15 protein-coding genes are annotated in these 21,276 nt (G+C 61.6%); 4 read left to right on the top strand and 11 right to left on the bottom strand.

Annotation, left to right across the window (positions count from 1 at the left end; all coding sequences use genetic code 11):
* Positions 1 to 157: 157 nt before the first annotated feature.
* The 3 genes from CLG85_RS22405 (at position 158) to CLG85_RS22415 (ending at position 3,679) form a co-directional block, all read left to right on the top strand.
* Positions 158 to 382 carry a helix-turn-helix domain-containing protein gene (locus tag CLG85_RS22405; RefSeq protein ID WP_095881552.1) on the top strand — a complete coding sequence of 75 codons (225 nt, stop codon included), beginning with the start codon at positions 158 to 160 and terminating at the stop codon, positions 380 to 382.
* A gap of 938 nt (positions 383 to 1,320) precedes the next feature.
* Positions 1,321 to 2,310: a tyrosine-type recombinase/integrase gene (locus CLG85_RS22410; protein WP_260350058.1), complete on the top strand. Its 990-nt coding sequence runs from the start codon at positions 1,321 to 1,323 to the stop codon at positions 2,308 to 2,310.
* Entirely contained in the window at positions 2,288 to 3,679 is a 1,392-nt protein-coding gene (locus CLG85_RS22415; protein WP_095881554.1) for a site-specific integrase, read from the top strand. Before CLG85_RS22410 ends, CLG85_RS22415 begins: the two co-directional genes overlap by 23 nt.
* Before the next feature lie 268 nt (positions 3,680 to 3,947).
* On the opposite strand, the gene CLG85_RS22420 is transcribed toward CLG85_RS22415, so the two are convergent.
* From CLG85_RS22420 to CLG85_RS22435, 4 genes are all read right to left on the bottom strand, one after another.
* Complete coding sequence (locus CLG85_RS22420) at positions 3,948 to 4,832, bottom strand: glycosyltransferase family 2 protein (protein ID WP_095881555.1); 885 nt, start codon at positions 4,830 to 4,832, stop codon at positions 3,948 to 3,950.
* 2 nt (positions 4,833 to 4,834) lie between these two features.
* Complete coding sequence (locus CLG85_RS22425) at positions 4,835 to 5,470, bottom strand: CmcI family methyltransferase (RefSeq protein ID WP_095881556.1); 636 nt, start codon at positions 5,468 to 5,470, stop codon at positions 4,835 to 4,837.
* A 35-nt stretch (positions 5,471 to 5,505) separates the two neighbouring features.
* Positions 5,506 to 7,029 carry a class I SAM-dependent methyltransferase gene (locus CLG85_RS22430; protein WP_095881557.1) on the bottom strand — a complete coding sequence of 508 codons (1,524 nt, stop codon included), beginning with the start codon at positions 7,027 to 7,029 and terminating at the stop codon, positions 5,506 to 5,508.
* A 463-nt stretch (positions 7,030 to 7,492) separates the two neighbouring features.
* The gene (locus CLG85_RS22435) at positions 7,493 to 7,876 is read right to left on the bottom strand and encodes a hypothetical protein (protein ID WP_141244492.1); all 384 of its coding nucleotides are present in this window, start codon (positions 7,874 to 7,876) and stop codon (positions 7,493 to 7,495) included.
* Positions 7,877 to 9,705: 1,829 nt separating this feature from the next.
* Between CLG85_RS22435 and CLG85_RS22440 the strand changes: the two genes are divergently transcribed.
* Positions 9,706 to 11,268: a DUF4214 domain-containing protein gene (locus tag CLG85_RS22440; RefSeq protein WP_260350061.1), complete on the top strand. Its 1,563-nt coding sequence runs from the start codon at positions 9,706 to 9,708 to the stop codon at positions 11,266 to 11,268.
* Between the two features lie 203 nt (positions 11,269 to 11,471).
* On the opposite strand, the gene CLG85_RS22445 is transcribed toward CLG85_RS22440, so the two are convergent.
* From CLG85_RS22445 to CLG85_RS22475, 7 genes are all read right to left on the bottom strand, one after another.
* Positions 11,472 to 13,121 carry a hypothetical protein gene (locus tag CLG85_RS22445; RefSeq protein ID WP_095882076.1) on the bottom strand — a complete coding sequence of 550 codons (1,650 nt, stop codon included), beginning with the start codon at positions 13,119 to 13,121 and terminating at the stop codon, positions 11,472 to 11,474.
* A 46-nt stretch (positions 13,122 to 13,167) separates the two neighbouring features.
* Positions 13,168 to 13,956: a sulfotransferase family protein gene (locus CLG85_RS22450; RefSeq protein WP_095882075.1), complete on the bottom strand. Its 789-nt coding sequence runs from the start codon at positions 13,954 to 13,956 to the stop codon at positions 13,168 to 13,170.
* Between the two features lie 104 nt (positions 13,957 to 14,060).
* Positions 14,061 to 14,990: an NAD-dependent epimerase/dehydratase family protein gene (locus CLG85_RS22455; protein ID WP_095882074.1), complete on the bottom strand. Its 930-nt coding sequence runs from the start codon at positions 14,988 to 14,990 to the stop codon at positions 14,061 to 14,063.
* Positions 14,987 to 18,859 carry a glycosyltransferase gene (locus CLG85_RS22460; protein ID WP_260350063.1) on the bottom strand — a complete coding sequence of 1,291 codons (3,873 nt, stop codon included), beginning with the start codon at positions 18,857 to 18,859 and terminating at the stop codon, positions 14,987 to 14,989. The genes CLG85_RS22455 and CLG85_RS22460 overlap by 4 nt, the downstream gene beginning before the upstream one ends.
* Positions 18,860 to 19,014: 155 nt before the next feature.
* Entirely contained in the window at positions 19,015 to 20,013 is a 999-nt protein-coding gene (locus CLG85_RS22465; RefSeq protein ID WP_095882071.1) for a hypothetical protein, read from the bottom strand.
* A gap of 186 nt (positions 20,014 to 20,199) precedes the next feature.
* Positions 20,200 to 20,958: an alginate O-acetyltransferase AlgX-related protein gene (locus CLG85_RS22470; RefSeq protein WP_260350066.1), complete on the bottom strand. Its 759-nt coding sequence runs from the start codon at positions 20,956 to 20,958 to the stop codon at positions 20,200 to 20,202.
* Between the two features lie 124 nt (positions 20,959 to 21,082).
* Positions 21,083 to 21,276: UDP binding domain-containing protein (locus CLG85_RS22475; RefSeq protein WP_260350068.1), on the bottom strand; the 194-nt coding region annotated here is incomplete at its 5' end.

Raw genomic sequence — 21,276 nt, forward strand, 5'->3', positions numbered from 1 at the left:
ACCGACCATTCCAAACCGATGGTCCAGGCTTTGGATTGCAGCCTTATCGCGGTCCTGCGAGCTCTGCTGATATGCCCGACCACCTGCTTTCAAATGCAGCTGCACGAGGCACTCTCTGCGAGGTCGCATCCCTGAAATGATACGATGCGGATGTCACATGTCTCAATACCACACTGTCGAAGCGGTTGCAGACCGCTTCCAGCGCAGTCCCCGGACGATCCGGGATTGGATCAACCACGGCTGCAAGACCCCCGAGGGCACGATCCACCTGCAGGCTGCGAAGCTTGGCAAGTCCTGGGTGGTCAAGCGCGAGTGGCTGGACTTCTTTGAATTCCAGATCAAGCCGCGGCCGACCATCGAGGAGCTTGAGCTCGATGAGTGAGCGCGCAGGGCCTGAGACCTCGACCGAAAGCTATCAGGATATTGTGGACCGGCTGAATGCGGCTGATCCCCCGGGAAGCGCCCGGGCCAGGAAAGCTGCCCGGATCGCGCGGCGGGTGCAATGGATGTGCCGGCAGGCAAGCTGGGCGCCGGAAACGACCAGGGCGTCGCTTGCGGCGGCAAGAGCGTTCTTCGCTGCCAACCAGCCCGCCACATTCCAGCTGACGTCAGGCACCTATGCCGTCTATCGCTCGGAAGTCCTCTCTGTGCTCAAGCCGGAACCTGTGCGCAAGGGGCGCTACATCCTGCAGATGACCGGGATTTATCGCGAGGTTCACGATCTGACCGTTCAGGTCGGACTCCCGCCTGCGTTCCGGTGGCGCAGCTCGCCCCTGCTCTGGTACCTGCACGAGCAGGAAATCACGCCGGCAGAGGTTACGTCCGACACGCTGATGGACTTCTACCGGTTCAGCTTGGACGCCGAGCAGCTCTCGGAAGACCGGGCCAGGCGCCGTGCATTGGATGCGGCCAAGTACATCTCGCTCATGGCGGATCATCCCGCTTTTGCGGCCTTCGGATTTTCCCCGGTCGCGATCGCTTTTCCCAACCGCTCGATCAAATACGATGTCCCGCCCGGCATCGCCGACACCCTTCTAAAGGACTTTGACGCGCGCGTGGTGCCGTGGGCCCGAGGAGAGGTTTCGAACCAGGGAGAAGCCTGGGGGGGACTACATCGCGCGCCTCGATGCCGCCGAGGTCCCGGCGCCAGCGTCGGACAAGAAGGCGGCCTGGAAAGCCAGTCAGGCATATCAGAGCCTGATGGCAACCGAGGAGCAGCTCTCCCGGGGAGCCGCGACCGGGTTTCTCCCGAGCAGTCGGCGGTGGGTCCCTGCCACAATCCAGAGCCGCCGGGATCTTTGCGCAACCTGTGCGAAGGTCATGTACGAAGCGGGTGGGTTCCACATCGAGACCATCGAGGAGCTTACCGATCCGGAAATTGTCGAGGCCATCGCGAAACGCCTGCTCGCACGGAGGTCCGAGACAAACCCGCAGTCCGCCTATGCCAGCATTATCATGACGTTTGTCACGACATTGGCGAAGGACTTCGTGGCGCGCCCGCAAGCAGACTTGGATAAATTGCGCGCGATGAAAGAGAGGTATGGCCGGAAGCGGAAAGGCATTGCCCCGAAGAACAAGGAGATTCTGCGCAAGTTTACAGACCCCCGCATTCAGGCACTCGTCGACATGCCTGACCGGATCCTGCGGGACGTGAACCGACAGGTACAACACCGCCGCGAAGCGCATCGGCGTGCGCAAGGAGAGTTGCCTCGCCCTGCTGAGACGTTCGATGTACCCTTGGTGCAGAAGGTCATGCTGGCCTTGGCGGCGCATATCATGCTCGCGCGCGCCCCAAGGCGGTCAAATCTGGCGGGCCTGCGCCTCGAATGGATCCGGTGGCGTGAGGGCCTTGCGACCTTGGAAATCCCGCCCCAGTTCGTGAAAGCGCGCCGCGAGCAGGACGGCCCTCTGCTGATCCCGCTGAACGACAGGACGAGCCGACTGCTGGATCAATACCTGACGGCCCTGCGGCCCAAGGTGCTCCATCGAGAGGATGCCCAGAACCCTTACCTGTTCCCCTCACCGCCCCATGCGGGGCAGCAGCGTCTCGGCGGCTATTACGCAACCCTGCCAGACAGGCTGGTAGACGAGGTCCATGAGCGGGTCGGTGTGCGGATCAACCCGCACCTCTGGCGCCACCTGCTCGGCTGGATCTGGCTGAAGGAAGACCCCGACAAGCTGCCCGCGGTCCAGAAACTTCTGGGGCACAAGAGCATCCAGACAACGATCGACTATTACGCCGACATTGACGAGTCCGTCGCGCTGAAGGAATGGATCGGGTATCTCGATGGCAAGAAAACGAAAGTTTGATCGCGAAACAGCGCGCCTATGGGAGCGGCTGACAGAACGGCATCCAGACTATCCGGAGGCGCGCAGAGCCTCGATCCTCTCTGCTTACCGCGGCTATCGGGAAACCTTCGGCAGCCGGCTTGCCTCGGACGCCGAACTCCATGCTCACCTCGTCGGCCTCTTCGAAGACAAGGGCGCGCAGCAGGGCTATGCCGTGGCCATGCATCTGCGCGATGCGCTGAGGGCGCTCGGCGGCGATGACTTCGGAGCGCGGGTCACCCGGCATGTCCGGAATATTCAGCCCCGCTCGGAGAAAGACCTAGCGTCGGAGTGGTCCTCCGTCCGGGGTGCGGCAGAGCGGTTGCCCGCCGCATGGCGCGCTCTTTTCCTCGACCATGTCGGGCGGTGTGAAAGCGGCCGCGAACCGCCCGGCGCAAGTCTGAGCCCGTCCACGCTCCAGGGCATGGCCGAGGCGCTGGCGGGTTGGGCGAGGTTCCGCGAGGGTGATCTTTCGGAGCCACTCACCGGGGCAGAGCTGAGCCGCTACGCCGCGCATCTCAGGGACTCAGGCCTCTGGGAGACAGCCGTGCTGTCCACGGCCACCAAAATCCACATGTGCTATCGGCACATCCTTGCCCCGGGGGGTCGGTCCCACGCCTGCCAGACGGTCCTGAAGGAGTTGAAAGGGCGCGCCACCGCCGCGGGGCCCTGCCGAAAATCCCCCTCTCAAATCGTACCCGCGAGTCTGATCTATCGGACCGGCCTAGGCATGATGGCAGAGGTTCGGACGGGTGAATGCCATGACCTGCGGGCCGCGACAGTTTACCGGAACGGCCTTTTGTTGACCCTTGCGGCCGCGGTACCGCTGCGGCGGCGTGCCCTGGCGAGCCTCGATCTCGCGACGAGTCTCTGCCTCCAGGACTGCCCCAGCATCAAGATCGATATCGCCGGTCGCTACCTGAAACTCCGGCAGGATCGGAAAAGCTATGAACGGTACCAGGCATATCTCGCCAGCCCGGTGTTGTGGGACGCCGTCCAGCTTTGGAGCCAGCGATTCCGACCGATGTTCGGCGGCGGGACGGCGCTATTTCCAAGCGTCCGGCTGAGTAGCGAGGCCTTGGTGCCAGACGTCCTGGGGCAGGTCTTCGGAGACACGACGGAGGAGCGCCTCGGGGTGCGCGTGCCGATCCACCGTATCCGCGACTGTGTCGCGACAGAGGCGATCGAGGAGATGGAGCATGGCGCGGGCTGGGCCCGGCACCTGCTGGATCACAAGTCCGCGCAGACCACCGCCCGCTTCTATGATCACTCGACCGGCGTGACCGCCACCCGCGCCTTCGGGCAGCTTCTGACCAAGCGGCGATCGGATCCGGTAGAGCTGATCCTCTGATCCGGAAGCCGCTCCGCTCACCGCCGCAACCGCATGGAAACGTGCCTATTCGTAACAATGGTTAAGAACGGTAGACAATAAACCGACCCAGTTTGTCCCTGACCGTTCTTAACTATTTCCGCGACCGAACACATCCGTCCTTAACCACCCCGGTTCCGGGGTGAGGCCCCTTAACCGTCTCTGCCGCCCGCAGCGCAAGAAGGGTCAGCCCATGTTCTGGCGCCCGTCCAGCTCCAGCGTGCCGCCTGTCTGCATGCCCCCCCACCGGTCAGCCCTGCAGGAATCTCCGGGCCGGCTCGGAGAGGCTGCCGAGATGGGTCTGGGCGCTCACCGCCACCGGCAGCACGGCGAACTCCGCGCCGGTGATGCCCATGTACTCCTGCCGGTAGAGACCGATGGGATGCTGCTTCATCGGCACGTTCGTGGCGACCCCGCCGTGGATCTGGTGGAAGACGCCCTCGCCGAGGACTTGCACCAGGCAGACGTCGGGCCGTGCCAGAAGGATGTTGCGGAAGTGCTGGTTCACCAGCCCGCCGCCGGGCGAGGTGAAGCGGGCGTCAAAGCCCCCGACCGCCTCGAAGAGCTCCCTGGGGAGCGCCACCCAGCTGAACTCCGAGGGCACCGGGCCGAAGAAGCCTCCGGCCGAGGATTGCGCCAGCGTCGAGATGTCGAAGAGCCGGTAGCCGTCGCCCTGCCAGTTCGCCTCGGCGAGCAGTGCGTCTTCCCGGGCCTGGTCGTAGCCCTCGAGGATCGAGCGGTTCTGCACGTCCGGGCCGAGGTGCCAGGAGCGCGCGTAGATGACCGGCTGCGCGGCCAGGGACAGCGCCTGCAGGCTGGTGCCGATCAGCCCGGGGCTCGCCATGCGCGCGCCATCGACGATGATGGCCACCGCCGCGCCCTGGGCGGCGGCGACGCCGAGGTTCACCGCCTCGACCGGCGAGACGGAGGTGGTCTCGTGCCGGATCAGCCGGAAGTTGCGCCCCGCGCCCGTCACCAGGCTCTCGGGCAGCGGCTCGGCGGAGGCGTTGTCGACCGCGATGACCTCGTAGTCTGTCTCGGAGACGCCCTGCTGGTAGGCCGCGCTCAGCGAGTGCAGCGTGCGCGCCGCCTCGCGCCGCATGTCGTGGAAGATGACGACGATCGACAGGCGCATGCTCAGAGCTTTCTCAGGTAGCCGTTCGGATTGTAGGTCGCGTTGGGGCCGAACATGTCGCAGAGATCCTCGGCGATCTCGAAGACCCCCGGATGCGCCGCGAGATACTCGCCGAGCGCCCGGTTCGGCCCGCCGTCGTAGCGCTCCGAGATGCCGAGATCGTCGAGCACCCCATCCTCCATCGCGAGGATGTCACCGGGCTGCATGCGGGCCGAGAACTCGGCCAGCGCCGCCAGGCAGCCGGCGTGGCTGTGCGCGGAATCCTCGGTGACGAACCACGGGTGCGGGATTTCGTCGAGACCGCAGGCCTCGAGCACCGGCCCGAGGTTCATCACGTCGCCCTGCAGGAAGGTGATCCGGTCGTCGCGCACCCCTTCGGGGATATTGAGATCGACCGAGATGATGCGCGCCTCCAGCCCCATGATCTCGGCCAGGTCGGCGAAGAGCAGGGCGCTGCCGCCGCTGTGCGAGCCGACCTCGAGGATCAGCCGCGGCTTCAGCTCCCAGAGCAGCCGCAGGTAGATCGCGATGTCGATCGGGCTCTTCAGGCAGCGCACGCCCTTGTAGGTGTAGCCCATGACGCCGGCCTGGTAGCCCTTGAGCATGGGTTTGGTGAAGGCGGTGGTGAAGGATCGCATGCTCTGCCCTCGGGGTCTGTAGGATCGGTGGGGGATCAGTGCGGCTTGACGAAGAAGGCGCCGGTCCAGTCGATGATGGTGAGCGGCGGCACCGGCTCACCGCGTTCGGCGAAGAAGTCCTCGAGCGCGGCGCGGCACATGTCCAGGGCGCCGTAGTCGTCGACGACGACGATGCCGCCCGGGGAGACGCGGTCGTAGAGCGCCTTCAGCGTGTCCATGGTCGAGTCGTAGAGATCCCCGTCCATCCGCAGCAGGGCGATCTGCCGGGTCGGGGCCTCTGCCAGCGTGTCGCAGAACCAGCCCTTGAGGAAATGCTGGCGGCTGTCGTCGAGCAGCCCGTAGACCTCGAAGTTCTTGCGCACCGTGTCGCGCGAGACCGCCAGCTGCGGGTACTTGTCCTTGCTGAGGTCGAGCCCGCGGTCCTTCTCGTGCTCCGGCTTCGGCAGCCCCTCGAAACTGTCGGCGACGATCAGCTGCCGGTTGGTGACGCCCTGCGCCTTCAGCCAGCCGGCCATGAAGATGCAGCCGCCGCCGCGCCAGACGCCGCATTCGACGAGATCGCCGGGGATCCGCCGGCTGTGCAGGTCGTCGAGGCAGGCGTGCAGGCTGTCCATGCGCAGCCGCCCCATCATCGAATGGCTGAAGCCCGAGCGCTGGATCCGCCGGTCGGGGAAGCGCCCGATGCGCCGGCTGGCCTGCAGCTCGGCATAGGCGCCCGCCCGGGCGTCGCGGATATCGTGCAGCACCGCGTAGTCGAAGCTCTCGCTGCCCGTCAGGCAGTCCCGGAGGTAGAGCAGCCGCAGCTCGTCATCGAGGTAGATCTCGTTGAGCAGGCTGCGCTTGAGCAGGTCGAGATAGGGTGCGGCCCCGGCGACGGGCATGGGCCGCAGATCGCCGCGGCGCAGCTTCAGCTCGGCGAGGAAGCCGGGCAGATTCTCCACCGGCTCGGGGGCCAGCGCCTCGCGCAGCGCGGCGATCGTGTCATAGGCCAGCTGCGGGCCGGAGAGCGCCTCCTCATGCGCGGCCAGGTCCTTCTGCAGGCTGCGATCGCCGGGGTTGAAGCCGGTGATGATCGCCATGCCCTTCATCGCGACGTCGAAGACGCGGATCTCGAGATCGGGCCGGGCCTGGCGCAGGAAGGGGATCACCTTGTAGACATCGCCGGTCCAGGCCTGGGTCTGGCGCTCGCGGCTGGCCCATTCGATCTCTTCGGGCAGCACGTCATCGACGATGATGACGCTGTTGTGCTCGGCGTATTGCTCGAGGTTGAGGATGTCGCGCAGCACGAACTCGGCGCGGTGCATGCCGTCGACGAAGGCCAGATCGACCGCCCCGCCGAGCAGGTGGCGCAGGTCGTGCCCGGCGAAGAAGTCGTCGCTCGGCAGCTTGAAGATGCGGGTCGGCGCCGACAGCCCCATGCGGATCTCGAACTCGGGATCGATGGCGATGGCGGGGCAATTGGCCAGCGTCAGGCTGCGCCCCTCCCGGCAGCCGATCTCCACGTAGCTTTTGGGGGTCAGCGTCTGATGGGCGGCGGCGAGGGCGGAAAGATAGTCCATGTCTGCTGGCTCTTGACCTTTTGGGAGTGCGAAAGCGGCGGCGGTCGCGATGCAAGGGATATCAATGCGCTACGATCTTCACCGCAAGGAGAAAATACGCTCTCGCGGCGTCAGTGGAGCGCCGTCGCGACCGCGCCACGGCACTGGCGCCCCCCGTGGGGCGGAGAGATCAGGTCCATGCAGGCACGCGCGGGACGGATCGCAGAGGGCGACCCAGGTCTTCCCGGCCCGGGGCAGCCTCGCTCAGTCGGCGGCGCGGCGCTGCCGCGAGCGCCAGAACCCTGCCTCCTCACGGCTCGTTTCCGGGGCAATTCCCACGATCACATTGAGGATGCAGGCAGCTTCCATCGCCGCCGCGTACTGGTTCCGGCTTCGGGCCAGCGCCGCCGCATTTCTCTCTGCCGTGTCCCTGGTATATCCCGTTCCGGCGCCATCCGAGGACATATCATTCACCCCGGATGACCTAAACAAAGGCTTTTTTCAAATCACTGAAAATCTGATCTATAAGCTCTTCAGATCTGTTTCCGACAAGAATCTTGGATGGGATATTACGCAGGGACGGCTTTACGGTAATGGGACGCTTCGCGTCAGAAAGAAATTCTGCGATTAATACAGCGTGCTCTGCATTTCTTGCGACGATTGTTTCATCCATGACCTGCCATTGCCAATAGGCATCCTCTGGCCATGATATTTCCGATGGGGAGATATTAGCGCACCGGGGGCATTCAACCATACCGAGCCGGTTGAACTCGTAGCCCGGCAAGGCGCCCTGGCGAAATTTGCTCACCGCCTTCTGGTCAATCTGTGGTGGCGCCCAGGGAAAATGCTCCGGGTAGAGCTCTTCCACGATGACCTTGCCCCAAAGATGGGCGCCCTCGGGAGCACTCTCGAACCTCCGGGCGTTGGAGAATTTGAAGGGTTCGTGAAACAGCGCACAGCCGCCACAGTGCTGACAGCGCACTTCCAGAGGACTCGTTCTCATGTTGTTACCGTTTAACTTTGCGCCCGAATTCGGCCACCAGGGTGAAGGGTTCGGCTGTTCACATTTTTACTATGGCGAAAAAAAGACAAAGGCAACCCAATGACCCGTAAGGGTTATTCGGTCATCGCGACGCAGTCCCAACCCATTTGAGGCGCAAAAATGTCTTAAAGCGATCTCAATTTTGTCACGTCTCACGGAGATGGCCGGTGTTCACCGGGAGCCCAACTCACGCTGCGTCACGTTAACCATTCGTTAACTAAAGGGTTTCCCTCGCCACCAGCCCATTCCGAGGCTCTGGCTTTGCAAAGGGCGCCGCGACAAGCCTGTGCCCGCCGTCGAAACCCTTGCCCAAGTTTTGACAGCGATGGAGTTTCAGAGGACCTCATCACGTTTCCGTGATAAATAAAGTTTCCCAAATTTGGACTGTATTTCTGTCGTACAGGAGACAAATTCGAATTGATATATACGAATGTAAGGCGTGAGATTTTAAATTCGTAAAGTTGAATTCAGGTCCCGCTATGCGCTGCTTTTCCAGCACGCACCCGGAGGATTTCCAGTAGTGCGACACCCTGTCTCGGGCACAAATTTCTGAAGCTGTATTTTAGACCATCCCTTGCCGAACCCATGTTTTCCGTGGCAGGAAAAATGCGCGACGTGACGACGGCAACCGAGAATCAATCATCCAGTCATGACTATACGCGCTGGAAATAAGCCACGCGTGCTCTCAGAGAATTCCAAGACGCGTACCTTGAAATGCGCGCGCCATGAATGCTGCGGGAGAGGCCTCCGGCGCCACATCTGCGGCGGAAACAGAAAGGGGCCCGGCCCCAGCCGTGTCCGAAGCTTCACACTCAAGACCGAGAGAAGGTTCCCTGTGACCCCATTTCCGAAACGCCGACTGTTCCGGTGCAATCACTGTGGCCACAGGCTGCGGTTTGGCCAGCGCGACTGCGGTGCCTGCTATCAGGCGACACCCTGGATCAATCGCTACGGCTTCTGGCTCTGCGGGCTAGCCGCCCTGCCCCTTGCCCTGCTGCTTGTCGCACGCACGCTGCACTAGAACAGGCCCCTCCGCCGCCCGACGAAATGGGCCATGTGGCACCGGCTGCGCCGACTGCCGAGCGGAGCGCCGTGGCGCACCCTCCTGCCGAAACCTGGCCCATCTGCGCAGCGCATGCGGGTCAAAACCGTTCCCCGCGCCACGGTAGCTGTGTTATGTTTTCGGAACAATTTTAAGCAATGCGCGTTTTGCCGGACCCTTTTTTTGACACGGCGCCCTGATAAGTCGTTTCATGGTGAAGGAATTTGAAATGGTGGTTCCCCAGGTTTCTTCCACGTATTTCCCCGGCCTTCCATCTGCTTCGCCACGCATTGGCCGCTCCCGGGACAGGCACCTCACGACAGGCATGCAAGGGCAGCGCGCCCGGCGGCCCGCATCGAGGCCTGACCCTCGAACATCCCGTATTGTCCAGACATCCACCGCAGGGCCGTGCCCCGGCTCTCCCGCTGTTGTCATCGTTACCGGCGCCGCCTGTCCTGCACAGGGCCGGGCGCCCCGGGGCCCGCGCATGAAGGAGGAGCGCTGAGCCGAGAGCCCCGCGGCCCGATCCGGCATTTTCCGGCACGCCGCCACCCGCCCCGTCCGGGGCATGAAACCCAAAATGATTTCATAATTTTGCTGAAGGTACAGACGAATGCTTTTAACCTATTTCGGTAATGATCGCGATATCTTCGACGATGCATTCTACAACAGTGCCGAGGGCGGCTTCGACATCGCGCTGGTGAGCGCGAGCAGCACCCAGGTCACCGTCCGCAACGCCGACACCGGCTATACCACCACGCTCACCGGCACCGGGCTGGCGGCCAGTGACGATCCCGCGGATTTCGCCGGCACGCTCACCGGCCTCGAGATCAGCAGCCCGACCGGTGTGGTCGCCAGCTTCACCGGGCTGAACTGGGATCTGCCCACGCTCTACACCGCGCTGGAGCAGCTCTTCGACAGCGACGACGACGCCGCGGTCATGGCCCTGCTGAGCAGCGCGCCGCTGACCGTGGACGCCTCGAGCTCGAGTTCCAACAGCACCTTCCTGCTCGATCAGGTCACCACCCCGGTCACCTATCTCGGCAGCAAGCTGCTCGACGAGATCACCACCGGCAGCGGCGATGACCGGCTCTTCGGCGACGGTTTCGCCGGCAGCTACGCCGAGGAGGCCTCGGGGCAGGTCTACCGGCTCTACCAGGCCACGCTCGACCGCGCGCCGGACATCACCGGGCACCACAATTGGACCGAGCGTCTGCTCACCGGCACCATGTCCCTGCAGGAGGTGATCAACGGCTTCACCGGCAGCCCGGAGTTCAAGGCCACCTATGGCAATCTGGACAACCAGAGCTTCGTCACCCTGCTCTACAACAACGTGCTCGACCGCGCCCCCGACGCCACCGGGCTGACCAACTGGACCGCCCGGCTCGACGGCGGCATGTCCCGCGCCGAGGTGGTCAAGGGCTTCTCGGAGAGCGCCGAGTTCAAGGCCGGCACCGCCGGGGCCGCCTTCGCCTATACCTATGCCTTCGCCGAGGACAGCTCCGCCGCCACCTGGGGCGACGATGTCTACCGGCTCTACCAGGCGACGCTCGACCGGGCGCCGGACATCAACGGCTTTCTCAACTGGTCCGGGCGGCTCGCGGACGGCATGGAGCTGGGCAAGGTGATCGACGGCTTCGTGCAGAGCGCCGAGTTCAAGGCCACCTACGGCGCACTCGACAACGGCGATTTCGTCACCCTGCTCTACAACAACGTGCTGGGCCGCGACCCCGATGCCACGGGGCTGACCAACTGGACCGCGCGGCTCGACGGCGGCATGTCCCGCGCCAAGGTGGTCGAGGGCTTCTCGCAGAGCACCGAGTTCAAGGCGGCCACCGCCGACGCTCTCAAGGAGTGGCTGCGCGACGTCGATTACGGCAGCGGCTCGATCTACCACGACCTGCTGCACCCCGGCTCGGGTGACAACCTACTGGCCGGGGGCATCGGCGCCGATGCCTTCGAGTTCGCCCAGGCCGAGGGCGGCAGCCACCGGGTGCTCGATCTCGAGCCCTGGGACTACATCTCGCTCGAGGGCTTCGGCTATGCCGATGGCGCCGCGGCGCTGAGCCACATGACCCAGGCCGGCAGCGACGTGAGCTTCGAGGACCAGGGGGTGAGCATCACCTTCAGCCAGACCCTGCTGGCCGAGATCACCGACGACATGATCCTGGTCTGAAGCCCGAGTACGAACCGGACTTCCCCTACCGCCGCCCTGTCGCAAACCCGCCGGGGCGGCGGCCCGCCGTAGCGCCACGCGCCTGTTTGGGAGCCGATTTCAGGGAAAGCCGCCAGGGAGGCCAGACCCCATCCCATCTGCGGCGGATAGCTCCCATTCCACGGCGCTGGACAGCCGAACAAAGCTCGGCCAGCCCCGGGTGCTTACCCCCTACTGCCCCGCACCCAGTTGACCACCGCTCGCAGCGGCTGCGTCATGCGCCAGGACGTGCTTGTACGGAGGGCGGCTATTTCACGTCGCAGCATCTCCTCAACCTGTCCCGCACGGGCTTTCTCTGCATTCAGTTGCTCCTGCACATCAACGCGCCGCTGATTGGCCCCTGTCAGCCCCTGCTCGCTCTCGGCCAGGAAGCGGGTCACGTCCGCCAGCTCCCGGAACTGGGTCTGCAGCCGCGTGTCGAGCTGTGTGTTGCGCGCGTCGACGGATACGCGCGCCGCTCTTTCCCGTTCCAGAGTTTGCGAGGCGATCTTTCGTTCGTGTTCCAGCGCTTGAGCAGACATTTCTCTCTCTCGATCAAGAGATGCCTCCTTTTCCGCAAGAATGCGCGTCATGTCCGCGAGTTCGCGGTACTGCGTCTTCACGGTGTCCTCGAGGGCGCGCAGCTGCTCGCTCTTTTGCGCGACCTGTGCCTCCAAGAGAATCTCACGATCACGCAGACTCTGCAGTTCCACCTCGCTCCGCTCTTTCGCAACGAGGAGTTCGTCGAGCGCTCTACGTGTCTCCTCTGCCTCTAAGCTTCTCTGAGCCAGAGCGCTCTGCTCTTGGGCATGTGTCTCTTCCAGGGCGGCGGCCTGCGCCTCAAGCTTGCCGTCCCGGCTTGCGAGTTCCTCGGTCAACTCACCGATGCGGGCGCTCATGGCGGAAACTTCGTCGCGCCCCGTTTTCAAAACCTGCGCAAAGGCCGGTGCCGTAGAATCGAGCTCCGCACGGATGGCATCCAAGCGCTCGAAGTCGCTGCTGTCCTCTCCCTCATCTGCCCATCGTTCGAGGATTGCATAAGTGTCTCGCACCCAGATCGAAAGCATCGGGTTCTGGAGAACTTTCTGCTCGGCCTCCCGGTGGTGCTGCAGTCCACCGACCAAGAACGCGTCTACCTCTGAAGCAGCGCCAAGCGAAAATTTAGGCAAACTGAGATCCAGCGTTTTCTGGATTTTCTCGGCCACCCCGACCCAATTTTGCATGAGTTGCCCGAAGCTGGTGAAGCAACGCACGCGACCACGCGTTCCGCTCTCGGCCTCCAGAACATGTCTTAGCCATATCAAAAGGCCCATACCGATCACCATGCCATCCCGCTTATTGAGCGACGACGCCACTTCGAGCGGATTGCGATGGGTCAGGATGTAGGCCGGCGTAGCGCCGAACTCTGTGAAGACCTTTTCCCAGAACGGGACCAGGCGGCACACACGAGGATCCTTGAGGACAAAAAGAGACGAAGAGCCGAACTCATTGCTCATCTCAGCCAGCGCACGCTCATGGAACTCCGCAGCACGCGGGCTGTCGAGCCAGCTTTGCGACACCGGAAGCCAGTCGTCCCAACTGGTGGCAGCTGAGGCAAAGAGCTGGGTGTGCAACTGGTAAATCCTGTTGGACTCGAAATAGCCCTTTTCGTTGTTCCGGTTGGGAACCATCAGCGTTGCAGGCTGATCGCAGCCGAGCAGGCTCAAGACGCCCGCCAGCGCCGAGGTGCCTGATCGGTGCATGCCAAGAACCACCACCGCCGTGCGAGGAACGGCAGGGCGCTTTGGTTCGGCCTCAAAAGTTTCAACGCGAGATTGGTTCATATTCTTGCTCATCGGAATAAACGTGGTTCCTATCTCTGAAGCCTGAGACGGCTCAAAGTTATGCTGTTTCCGGGGCGAATTGCGGCAGGGTGTACCAATTAGACAGATCAAGGCCCGTCAGTTCTTCGGTCTTGCGCAGATCAGGCTCGAAACGTGCCTGCAAGAGTTCCAGCTCCGAGGGTTCAAATCTGGGTCTATTGATCATCGACGAGCTACGAATGGTCAGGACATCCCCCTCCCAGACCAAGGGGAATCCGGCATTGACCTGATCAGAGGTTATGTTCGGGGCCTTGGATATGCCCAGGAAATCTGTGGCTTTCCCTACAAATGTGGCCGGGTCCCGCTCAAGGTCGTCGAATTTGAGAAACAGAAAATTTTCCCGTGGGTAGATCTCGAGCCACCGCGAGATGGCGTTCGCATAAAGGCTGGTATGCAGCGGAGATAGCTCAACGCCGAAATCCAGAGTGTCGCTCAACCGCGCATCCGGAGCGTAACGATCCCGCCGCCAGTTGTGGATGAAGAAAGAAACCGCCTTTGCAACCGGTTGGCGCAGACAGACGATAAAGCGCGGGGTCCCTTCCACGAAGCTGTGCAGCTTGTCCCGGGCACCTTGCCATTGAAGGTAGGTTGTCGAACCCTCCGCCCGCCAAGGCTGATCGCTTGCCGCCCCAAAGAACTCGCGGCAGTAATCTTCGTAGTCCGCCTTTGTCAGCTCGCGCTTGCGCGAGAAGAACATCGTTTCCTTGGGATCTGAGAAGAACACTTTCGGGTGATCGGCGAGCACCTTTGCAAGATAGGTTGTCCCGGCCTTCTGGGCTCCGAGAATAAAGAGATTGGGAGCCATCATGTGTTTACTTCTCCTGCAGCAGTGCGGGACTTTTCCGTCCATCGTCTAGGGAACGATGGTTAAACAAATCTCCGCGAGCGGACCAGCCTTTTGGCACAGCTACGTCACGAGCGTTGCAAAAGCTCCCAGAGTTGGGCGATCCCCTCGTTCAGCCCAACCCGGGGCTGCCAGCCGGTCGCCCTGCGCAGGCGGGTGGTATCCAGAAAGATGGCCGCAACGTCGAAGCCTCGAGCCGGCTTGAGCTGAAGATCAAGCTGCGTCCCTGTTACCTGCCGAATGGCAGCGTAAATATCCTTGATGGAATGTCCCTCTCCGGAGCCCAGGTTATAAGGCCCCGAAGCCAGTTCCGGCGTCTCTATGACGGCGAGAACCGCCGCTACAACATCGTCTATGTGAATGTAGTCCCGCACCACCGAGCCATCGCCCCAGACTTCGGGCGCAATGCCGCTTCGTATCTGGGCAAGATAATGTGCGATGACCCCGACAGCCGTCCCCCGCAGCTGGAAAGGCCCATAGGGGTTTCCGATCCGAAGGCTCACACCGGTCAAGCCGGCCTGTGTGGCCACCAGATGCAGGTAGCCTTCAATGGCAAGCTTGGAGGTGCCATATGCCGACAAGGCATTTCCGGCAGCCTCTTCGGACACCGGCAGCGCCTTCGGCTCACCGTAGACCGTCCCACCAGACGACGAGAAGAGGATGCGTTTTACACCGGCCCGGCTGGCCGCTTCGAAGAGAGCAACCGAAGGAGCGATGTTTTCAGCCGCATCCTTGGCCATATCTGCCATGGAGGATGCAGGTGTCGTCGTGCAGGCGAGATGGATGAGCGTCTCAGACCCAGAAATTGCTTCCTCAAGCCCATCCAGTTTCGGGAAACTGAAAGGGCGGGTCTCTATCCCGGCCAGAAACTCCGATGTGCCCGCAAGCCGTTGCGGCAAATCCAGAACGCAGACTTCACGCCCACTCTTCCGCAGGCCCTGCGCCAGCGCCGTCCCGAGAAAGCCGGCACCTCCGACGATTACGCAGCGCTCCGTCATTGCCCTTCACCGGTCTTCGTGTAGCTCAGCACGGGAAGCCAGTCATAGTGGCTGACACAACTTGCGTAGCGCTTGGCGCGCGCCTCACCAAACCCCAGAGCGCCTAGCCGTCCGTCAAAGTCAGAATCCGCGAGGCTGCCCGCAATCAAGAGCGTACCGCCCGGAGCCAGAATCCGCGATGCTTCTCTCAGGATCCGGTCGTCGGCACTCGCCTCTCCGCCCAGAACATCGTTGAGCATCACAAGCTGCAACCTCTGGTCCGCAAAATCGCTCTGCCCCTTTGCCGCAAGCTCCTGTCCCAGTTCATCGGAGCTGCAGATGCGCCCTTGGAACTGCTCACGCCAGAACGGTTCGATCGCCGGCGGGACATTCACGCCCAATGCCGGCAGGCGGCGATAGAGCAAGATCGATTCCGCAAGAACCCGATGCACGGCCCTGGCGCGCCTGTCGGCCCCGCAATGCGGGCAACTCGCAGCGCCATCCAGGTCGACGAACCGCTCGCTCTGCTGGCCGCAGGCGTTGCAGTGATGCAGCTTGTGGCGGGCGATCGCGTCGAGGGCAGCCAGATCCTCGATCATCGGAGGATGCAGCGCGCCCATATGCTCGTCGATGCGATGGAACAATCCCGGCCGGGTCTTGTTGAAAAGTGAAAGCATTCCAGGTACTTCGCCCAGACCCCACCCGCAGCTCTCGACATAATAGGAAAACTCGACATCAGTTGAGTTGTGCGGCACGTCGTCGGAGAAACCGCCGATCTCATCAATCATCTTGCGCCGCAGCACGAAGAAGCCGCCTTGAACATGGCTGAAGCTGCGATCCGGGTTTTCCAGCGCGAAACCGCGGTTCCTGAACTTATCCCACAGCGCCTGCGCCTTCGGATAATCCCGTCCGAAAAGGTAGGACGGCGAATAACACAGCGTCCCTCCCTGGCCGACCTCGGGATGGGTGTTCATATAGGTGACAAAGGACTTCTCCCACCCGTACTGGGTGGTCATGCCTTCCTTGCCGCAGACATAGATAGCGTAGTCGGACTGCCCGTGGGACAGGCAGATGTTCGTACCCGGGCCCACCATCGCGTTCTCTCGGTTGAGCACGACCGTGAGGTTGTCATGCTCTCCATACAGCTCGATCAGATGTGCGAGCGCCGGAGCGTCGCTGCCGTTGTCGCAGATGATCAGATGGAAGGGCAGTTCCGTGTATTTGTAGAGCCGCCGGATCACCTCCGACGTTTGCGGCAGGTTGTTCCAACTGACGATCATGAGATCGATGGTCTCACCGGCCCAAACGCGCACCAGGTTTTCGACGAGGTGCTCCGTGTTGTAGCTGTTCCGGATGCGTTCGGAGGCGGTCTCGATCATCGCCGCCACCGCCGGGTCGGGCAAAGCGTAATAGCTTCGGATCCGGGCAGCAATCGCTTCCGGTGTCGCCGCGCACACGAGCCCGGTAATGCCGTCCTCGACCAGATCTGGAATGCCAGACAGATCGGTCGTCAACACCGGAAGGCCTGCTGCCATCGCTTCCATCAAGACGGTGGGAATGCCGTCCATATCCCCATCCGAGGCACGCACCGAGGGGCATGCGAACAGATCGCTTTCCCGATAGAGCGCGAGCATTGCCTCTCGGCCCTTAACCGGACCGCAGAGAGCGACGTTGGTGATGCCCTCCTCGGCGATCGCAGTCCGGTATTCCTCCTCCAGTTCACCATAGCCGTAGAGTTCGATGCGAACGTTGTCCTGTTCGAGCAATTTTCCGGCCCGAATTAGGTGAATCAGCCCCTTTTTCTCGGTGAACCGGTGTATCGCCACGATCCGACGGAACGGGCGAGTCTCGCGCCCGGCCCGCTGACCCTCTTCATAAAGCCTGTGGTCGCACCCGTTCGGGTTGATCATCATCTTGCGCTCGGGCACCCCGCGGGAGGTAAGGTAGCGGCGGTGGAAGCGCGAAGGGACGAAGACCTTCTTGCACCATTTCGAACGCCCGACCTCGCCGATCCGATTGGCCGCATCGTTGCGGTAACGGAAGATATCCTGCGCATGCGCGATGAACGTGAAGGGCACCTCTGCCTTCTCGCACGCTGGCCAGACCATGTCGGTGACGGTTGGGTACACGAAATGCGAATGAACGATGGTGCGCCCGGTTTCGACGAGGCGACGAGCCAGGTCGTCCGGCCCCGCAACGCGCTCCCATTCGATCTCGAAGTCGGGCTTGAAATCCGGATGGGGTGACTGACGGCAGAAGACGCGCACGTCAAAGCCCTGCTCCTTCAGGAGGCGGAGCTCGTTGAGCACGAAGGTTTCGGAGGGAACGGGAAAATGCCAGCTGAAGTAGGCGATCTTCATCTCGGATCGAGGCTGTGCCGTCAGCTCTGCGCGCGCAGGCAGGGTGACCTGCCGCGCTTCCGGGGTTTTGGCCAGCCCGTCATAGGCACGCCGCATCTGCTCGACGTAGGCGGTCCGATCAAATTTCGCGACAGCTTCCTTCTGAGCCCGCGTCCCGATCTCGCGCAAACGGTCCCGATCGGCTGCAAGGAGCTTGATTGCCGCGGCGACCCCCTCCGTGTCGCCCAATGGCACCACGAAGCCAGTCTCTCGGTGCGAGACGAATTCGGGCGGGGCCCCATGATCGTAGACGATCACGGGACGCCCCGCTGCCATCCCTTCCAAGACCGTCCGGCCAAAGGACTCGCGGAAACTCGACAGGCTCAGCACCACGTCGATTTCCGCCACCGCCTCGGCGGGCGTTTCCCTGTATCCCAAGATTTTCAGGCTCCGCGGCAGTTCTCCCGCGGCGACTTTCCGGGATATCTCCGCGGTATGCTGGTTTTCCGGTCCGATCAGGTTGAAGGTAATGTCCGGATGAGTTTCCTGCAGAATTTGCGCCACGCGAGCAAAGTCCCCAATTCCCTTCTTGGGAATATTGGAACTGATCATCCCGACCCGCAAAGCACCGAGGTCGCGGGGCATTGCTAGGTGCTGCAGCTGCTCGAAATCGACAGTGTTGTAGACCAAAGCAGCCTCTCGGCCCGGCCCAGAAAAGCTCTCAAGCGTGGCCTTCGAGTTTGCGATCAACCGATCGCAGGATGCCCAGACCTTGCCGATAATTTCCTCGGCGGGTTCGCCGATCATTTTCAGCAGAGCATCATCATGGCGGATCAACTCACGCACATGCACGATACCGCGCACACCCATACGCTGCGCCGCGACCAAGGGCTCGCGCAACACGATCGTGTTGACATGCACGACCTGCACGCCTTCGTCCGCGATGATCCTCGCGAACTTGGCCACCACGGCATCATCGACGGCCACACCTTCGCGCCACCAGCCATAGGGCAGAACATAGGTGGCAAAGGATTTTTCACGCAGGGTTTCGAAGTACGCGCTGTTCCCCGCGGCCGGCACCGTGACCACCACGTTGAAATCGAGGGCATTCAAGCCATCGATCATATCCAGCAGGCTGCGCTCACCACCAAAGAGGTTCTCTCCTGCGACGTGGCTGCAGAGCAGGACCACGGGGCGCCCCCGACGCTTGCCGACGTCGCCGGCGACACGTCCCAGAGTGCGCGCAGTCGCTGCCGGCGCGAGGCCCTCCCAAGACACGTCGAATGCCTGCCTGCCCTCGTTACGACCGTAGCGGATGTAATGAAGAAGCGGATTATAGTTCTGCCGCGCGACATCTCCGTAGGTTCGCAGATACTGCGCGGTATCAAAGTTGGGCCCCGGACTGCGCTTCAGCCTAGCGCCAAGCCAGAGGAAATGTTCCAACGGATCCATTCCCAGCATGCCAACATCGGAATTTTGCTCAAGATACCAACTCGGATCGAACAGGCCAGATTCGATTATCTCCTTACGTTCCAAGTCCTTAGAAGACATTCTTCGCCTCTTCTTGTATCCCCGGCATCACTTTCGGAGCAGCACCAGTAAACCTACATCTTGCTTAGTTGATCTAGCCTAGATGGTCCATCACGGAAGCCGCAAAAACGTCCATATCACGGACCCTTCGCCCCGGATGCTAACCGCTTCCTCACTTAGAGGCAGAGACCTAGGGCGCGGCAGCCTTCCTGCCCAGCGACCTTCTCGAGATTTTCGACAACCACTTGCTGATGCCTGGCGACATCCTCCTCCGAGTATGGCGAGCAGCGCGGGATTTTCGGGACTATCAGCCTCTCCGCCTCCGCATACCCGATCCCGGCATTCTTGAGGAAACAGGCGTTTGACACGGCGTAGTGATCCGAGATCTTCGCCTGCAATACCGCGTCCAGAACCAAGTTTTCCCCGCTTCGCGGCAGGACGACCCCTGCCTTCTTCATCGAGATCATGATCGGGCCAGGCTCAACCTTGTTTTTCGCGGCGAGCCTCTGAACGGCCAGAACCGTTAGATCATCAAATGTGGGATTGGCCGCTTTCTTGACCAGAAGCTGAACGGAGGGCCACCCCAGAAGCTGTCGAAAGTCCGCTACCAAATCCCCGTCAGGGAAATGGTCTCGCGAAAAAATTCTCACTGAAAATCTGGCATCAGGGAGGGCCCGCCGCCACGCACTGAGGATACGATCCCAATTGGCGAAATCTCGCTTGAGTGCTGACTCGACCCAATCCGAAAAGCTCAGATGGCTCCCCCATTGCTGCCACCCGCTGTAAATGAGTTCGACTTGGGAACGAACATACAAGACGATGTGAACTCGCCCGAAGTCCCCAAGAGGGGCCAGAGCGGTGGCATAGGATTCAACATTCCGGATCTCGCAAAAACCTTCGGAACTCAGGACATAGCGCTTCGACGGATCGGCCCAATCAAGCAGGGAAAGCCTATCCCGGACCCAACTTTCCGCACCCGTTTGACGCAGCCTAGGAAGCAAGTTGGAGTGGGATTTTGCTTTTGCCAAATCGTCTCCCAACTCGTCATCGAGATACCGGATACCATGCTTAGCCAAGCCGTGGCGGCCAAAAAAGAGGTATCCCTGCAGGGCACTGCTGCCGCACTTCTGCCCGCCGATATGCAAGACAACTTCAGCTCCGGAATCAATCATCATAGCAGCCTCTGCCGATGGACAAACTCTTGCCAAAGCTCCGAAAACTCGGCATCCGGCGTCATTTCCCTGCCGAGGACGATGGGGTAGCTCAGGAAATGCGGGCGCTTGCTGTCCGCACTACAGCGCGAGAGATACCGTTCCGCCAAGCCACAGAATACATGATCCGGCCGAAAGGCGGACACCATTTCATAGTGAAAGAACCGCGTCCGGCAAAAAAATCACTTTCCGGTAGAAGACGGCCAACATGGGCAGCATCTGCCTGAAAAATGAATCGCCATATATCAGCAGCGTTTTGTCCGAGATCGCTTGCGGTGAGGAGACCAGAACACATATCCCGTCATTCCCACCCTTCAGGCCATTTGCAGCCATGGAGAAAGGAACCGCACGACCTTTCACTACAGAACATGTCTCGGTCTTTTCAGGTGTAAATTTCCTTCCCAAATCGCCGGAAAAATTTGGCTTGTCGGAAATTAGCTCAGCTATCTTATCGATGCCCTCGCTTACGTGGTCAGGGAATATATCCATCAGCAACTGCTGAACAATATAGAGATTGCCCCAAGCTGCGTAATGCGTATCCGTTCTGGAAAAAGCGTCAGAATTCTCACGAAGTTTCTCAACCGGGTATTTCACCATCCCGGCAGCAGGAGATTTACCTACTTCGCTCGCGTAGCAACGCTGGTACAGGGACTCAAAACGGTCTTCTATTCCCGTTTCAGACGACAGGGCAAAGCACTTCTCTGGAAAAATAACGGTACGAAACAGGAGATCATGTTCAGCGCAATAGGATGCACGAGACTCGAGATTTTCTCGAAACGTTTGCGCAGAGCCCAACTCCGGATCACTTTTTCCAGTGAAGTAAGAAAAGACGCCGTGGTTGCCTCCAGCCAAGAACAGGAACCCGTCACGCCCCACATGCACCTCGTCGGTTGCTCCCTGCTGCCCCATTTCGCTACCTCATTTTCTAGGGAAGCCCCACTGCGGCATCCTGTACTTCTTGAGCGGCGCGAGCTCACCCGCCGAGCAAAGCTGAAATGCTCCTGCTTGCCGCGCCGCCAATGATCGCCTTGTTTCAGGCCTGGTGGCTATTGTACCCCGCCCGGCCGATGCTCTCGTAGGCGGCAAACCCCGCCTCTTTCGCGTCCTCGACCGCGTAGATGTTGCGCAGGTCGGCGAGGCGCGCGGTGGCCATGCCCGCTGCGAGCCGCTTGAGATCGAGCGCGCGGAATTCGTTCCACTCGGTGAGGATGACCAGCAGGTCGGCGC

It is taken from the genome of Alloyangia mangrovi (genome assembly GCF_002300555.2).
Lineage (GTDB): Bacteria > Pseudomonadota > Alphaproteobacteria > Rhodobacterales > Rhodobacteraceae > Salipiger > Salipiger mangrovi.

Excerpts from the sequence above, each read along its gene's own strand:
- CLG85_RS22405 (WP_095881552.1), top strand. The coding sequence starts at position 158 with ATGTCTCAATACCACACTGTCGAAGCGGTTGCAGACCGCTTCCAGCGC.
- CLG85_RS22410 (WP_260350058.1), top strand. The coding sequence starts at position 1,321 with ATGTACGAAGCGGGTGGGTTCCACATCGAGACCATCGAGGAGCTTACC.
- CLG85_RS22415 (WP_095881554.1), top strand. The coding sequence starts at position 2,288 with ATGGCAAGAAAACGAAAGTTTGATCGCGAAACAGCGCGCCTATGGGAG.
- CLG85_RS22420 (WP_095881555.1), bottom strand. The coding sequence starts at position 4,832 with ATGCGCCTGTCGATCGTCGTCATCTTCCACGACATGCGGCGCGAGGCG.
- CLG85_RS22425 (WP_095881556.1), bottom strand. The coding sequence starts at position 5,470 with ATGCGATCCTTCACCACCGCCTTCACCAAACCCATGCTCAAGGGCTAC.
- CLG85_RS22430 (WP_095881557.1), bottom strand. The coding sequence starts at position 7,029 with ATGGACTATCTTTCCGCCCTCGCCGCCGCCCATCAGACGCTGACCCCC.
- CLG85_RS22440 (WP_260350061.1), top strand. The coding sequence starts at position 9,706 with ATGCTTTTAACCTATTTCGGTAATGATCGCGATATCTTCGACGATGCA.
- CLG85_RS22445 (WP_095882076.1), bottom strand. The coding sequence starts at position 13,121 with ATGAGCAAGAATATGAACCAATCTCGCGTTGAAACTTTTGAGGCCGAA.
- CLG85_RS22450 (WP_095882075.1), bottom strand. The coding sequence starts at position 13,956 with ATGATGGCTCCCAATCTCTTTATTCTCGGAGCCCAGAAGGCCGGGACA.
- CLG85_RS22455 (WP_095882074.1), bottom strand. The coding sequence starts at position 14,990 with ATGACGGAGCGCTGCGTAATCGTCGGAGGTGCCGGCTTTCTCGGGACG.
- CLG85_RS22460 (WP_260350063.1), bottom strand. The coding sequence starts at position 18,859 with ATGTCTTCTAAGGACTTGGAACGTAAGGAGATAATCGAATCTGGCCTG.
- CLG85_RS22465 (WP_095882071.1), bottom strand. The coding sequence starts at position 20,013 with ATGATGATTGATTCCGGAGCTGAAGTTGTCTTGCATATCGGCGGGCAG.
- CLG85_RS22470 (WP_260350066.1), bottom strand. The coding sequence starts at position 20,958 with ATGGGGCAGCAGGGAGCAACCGACGAGGTGCATGTGGGGCGTGACGGG.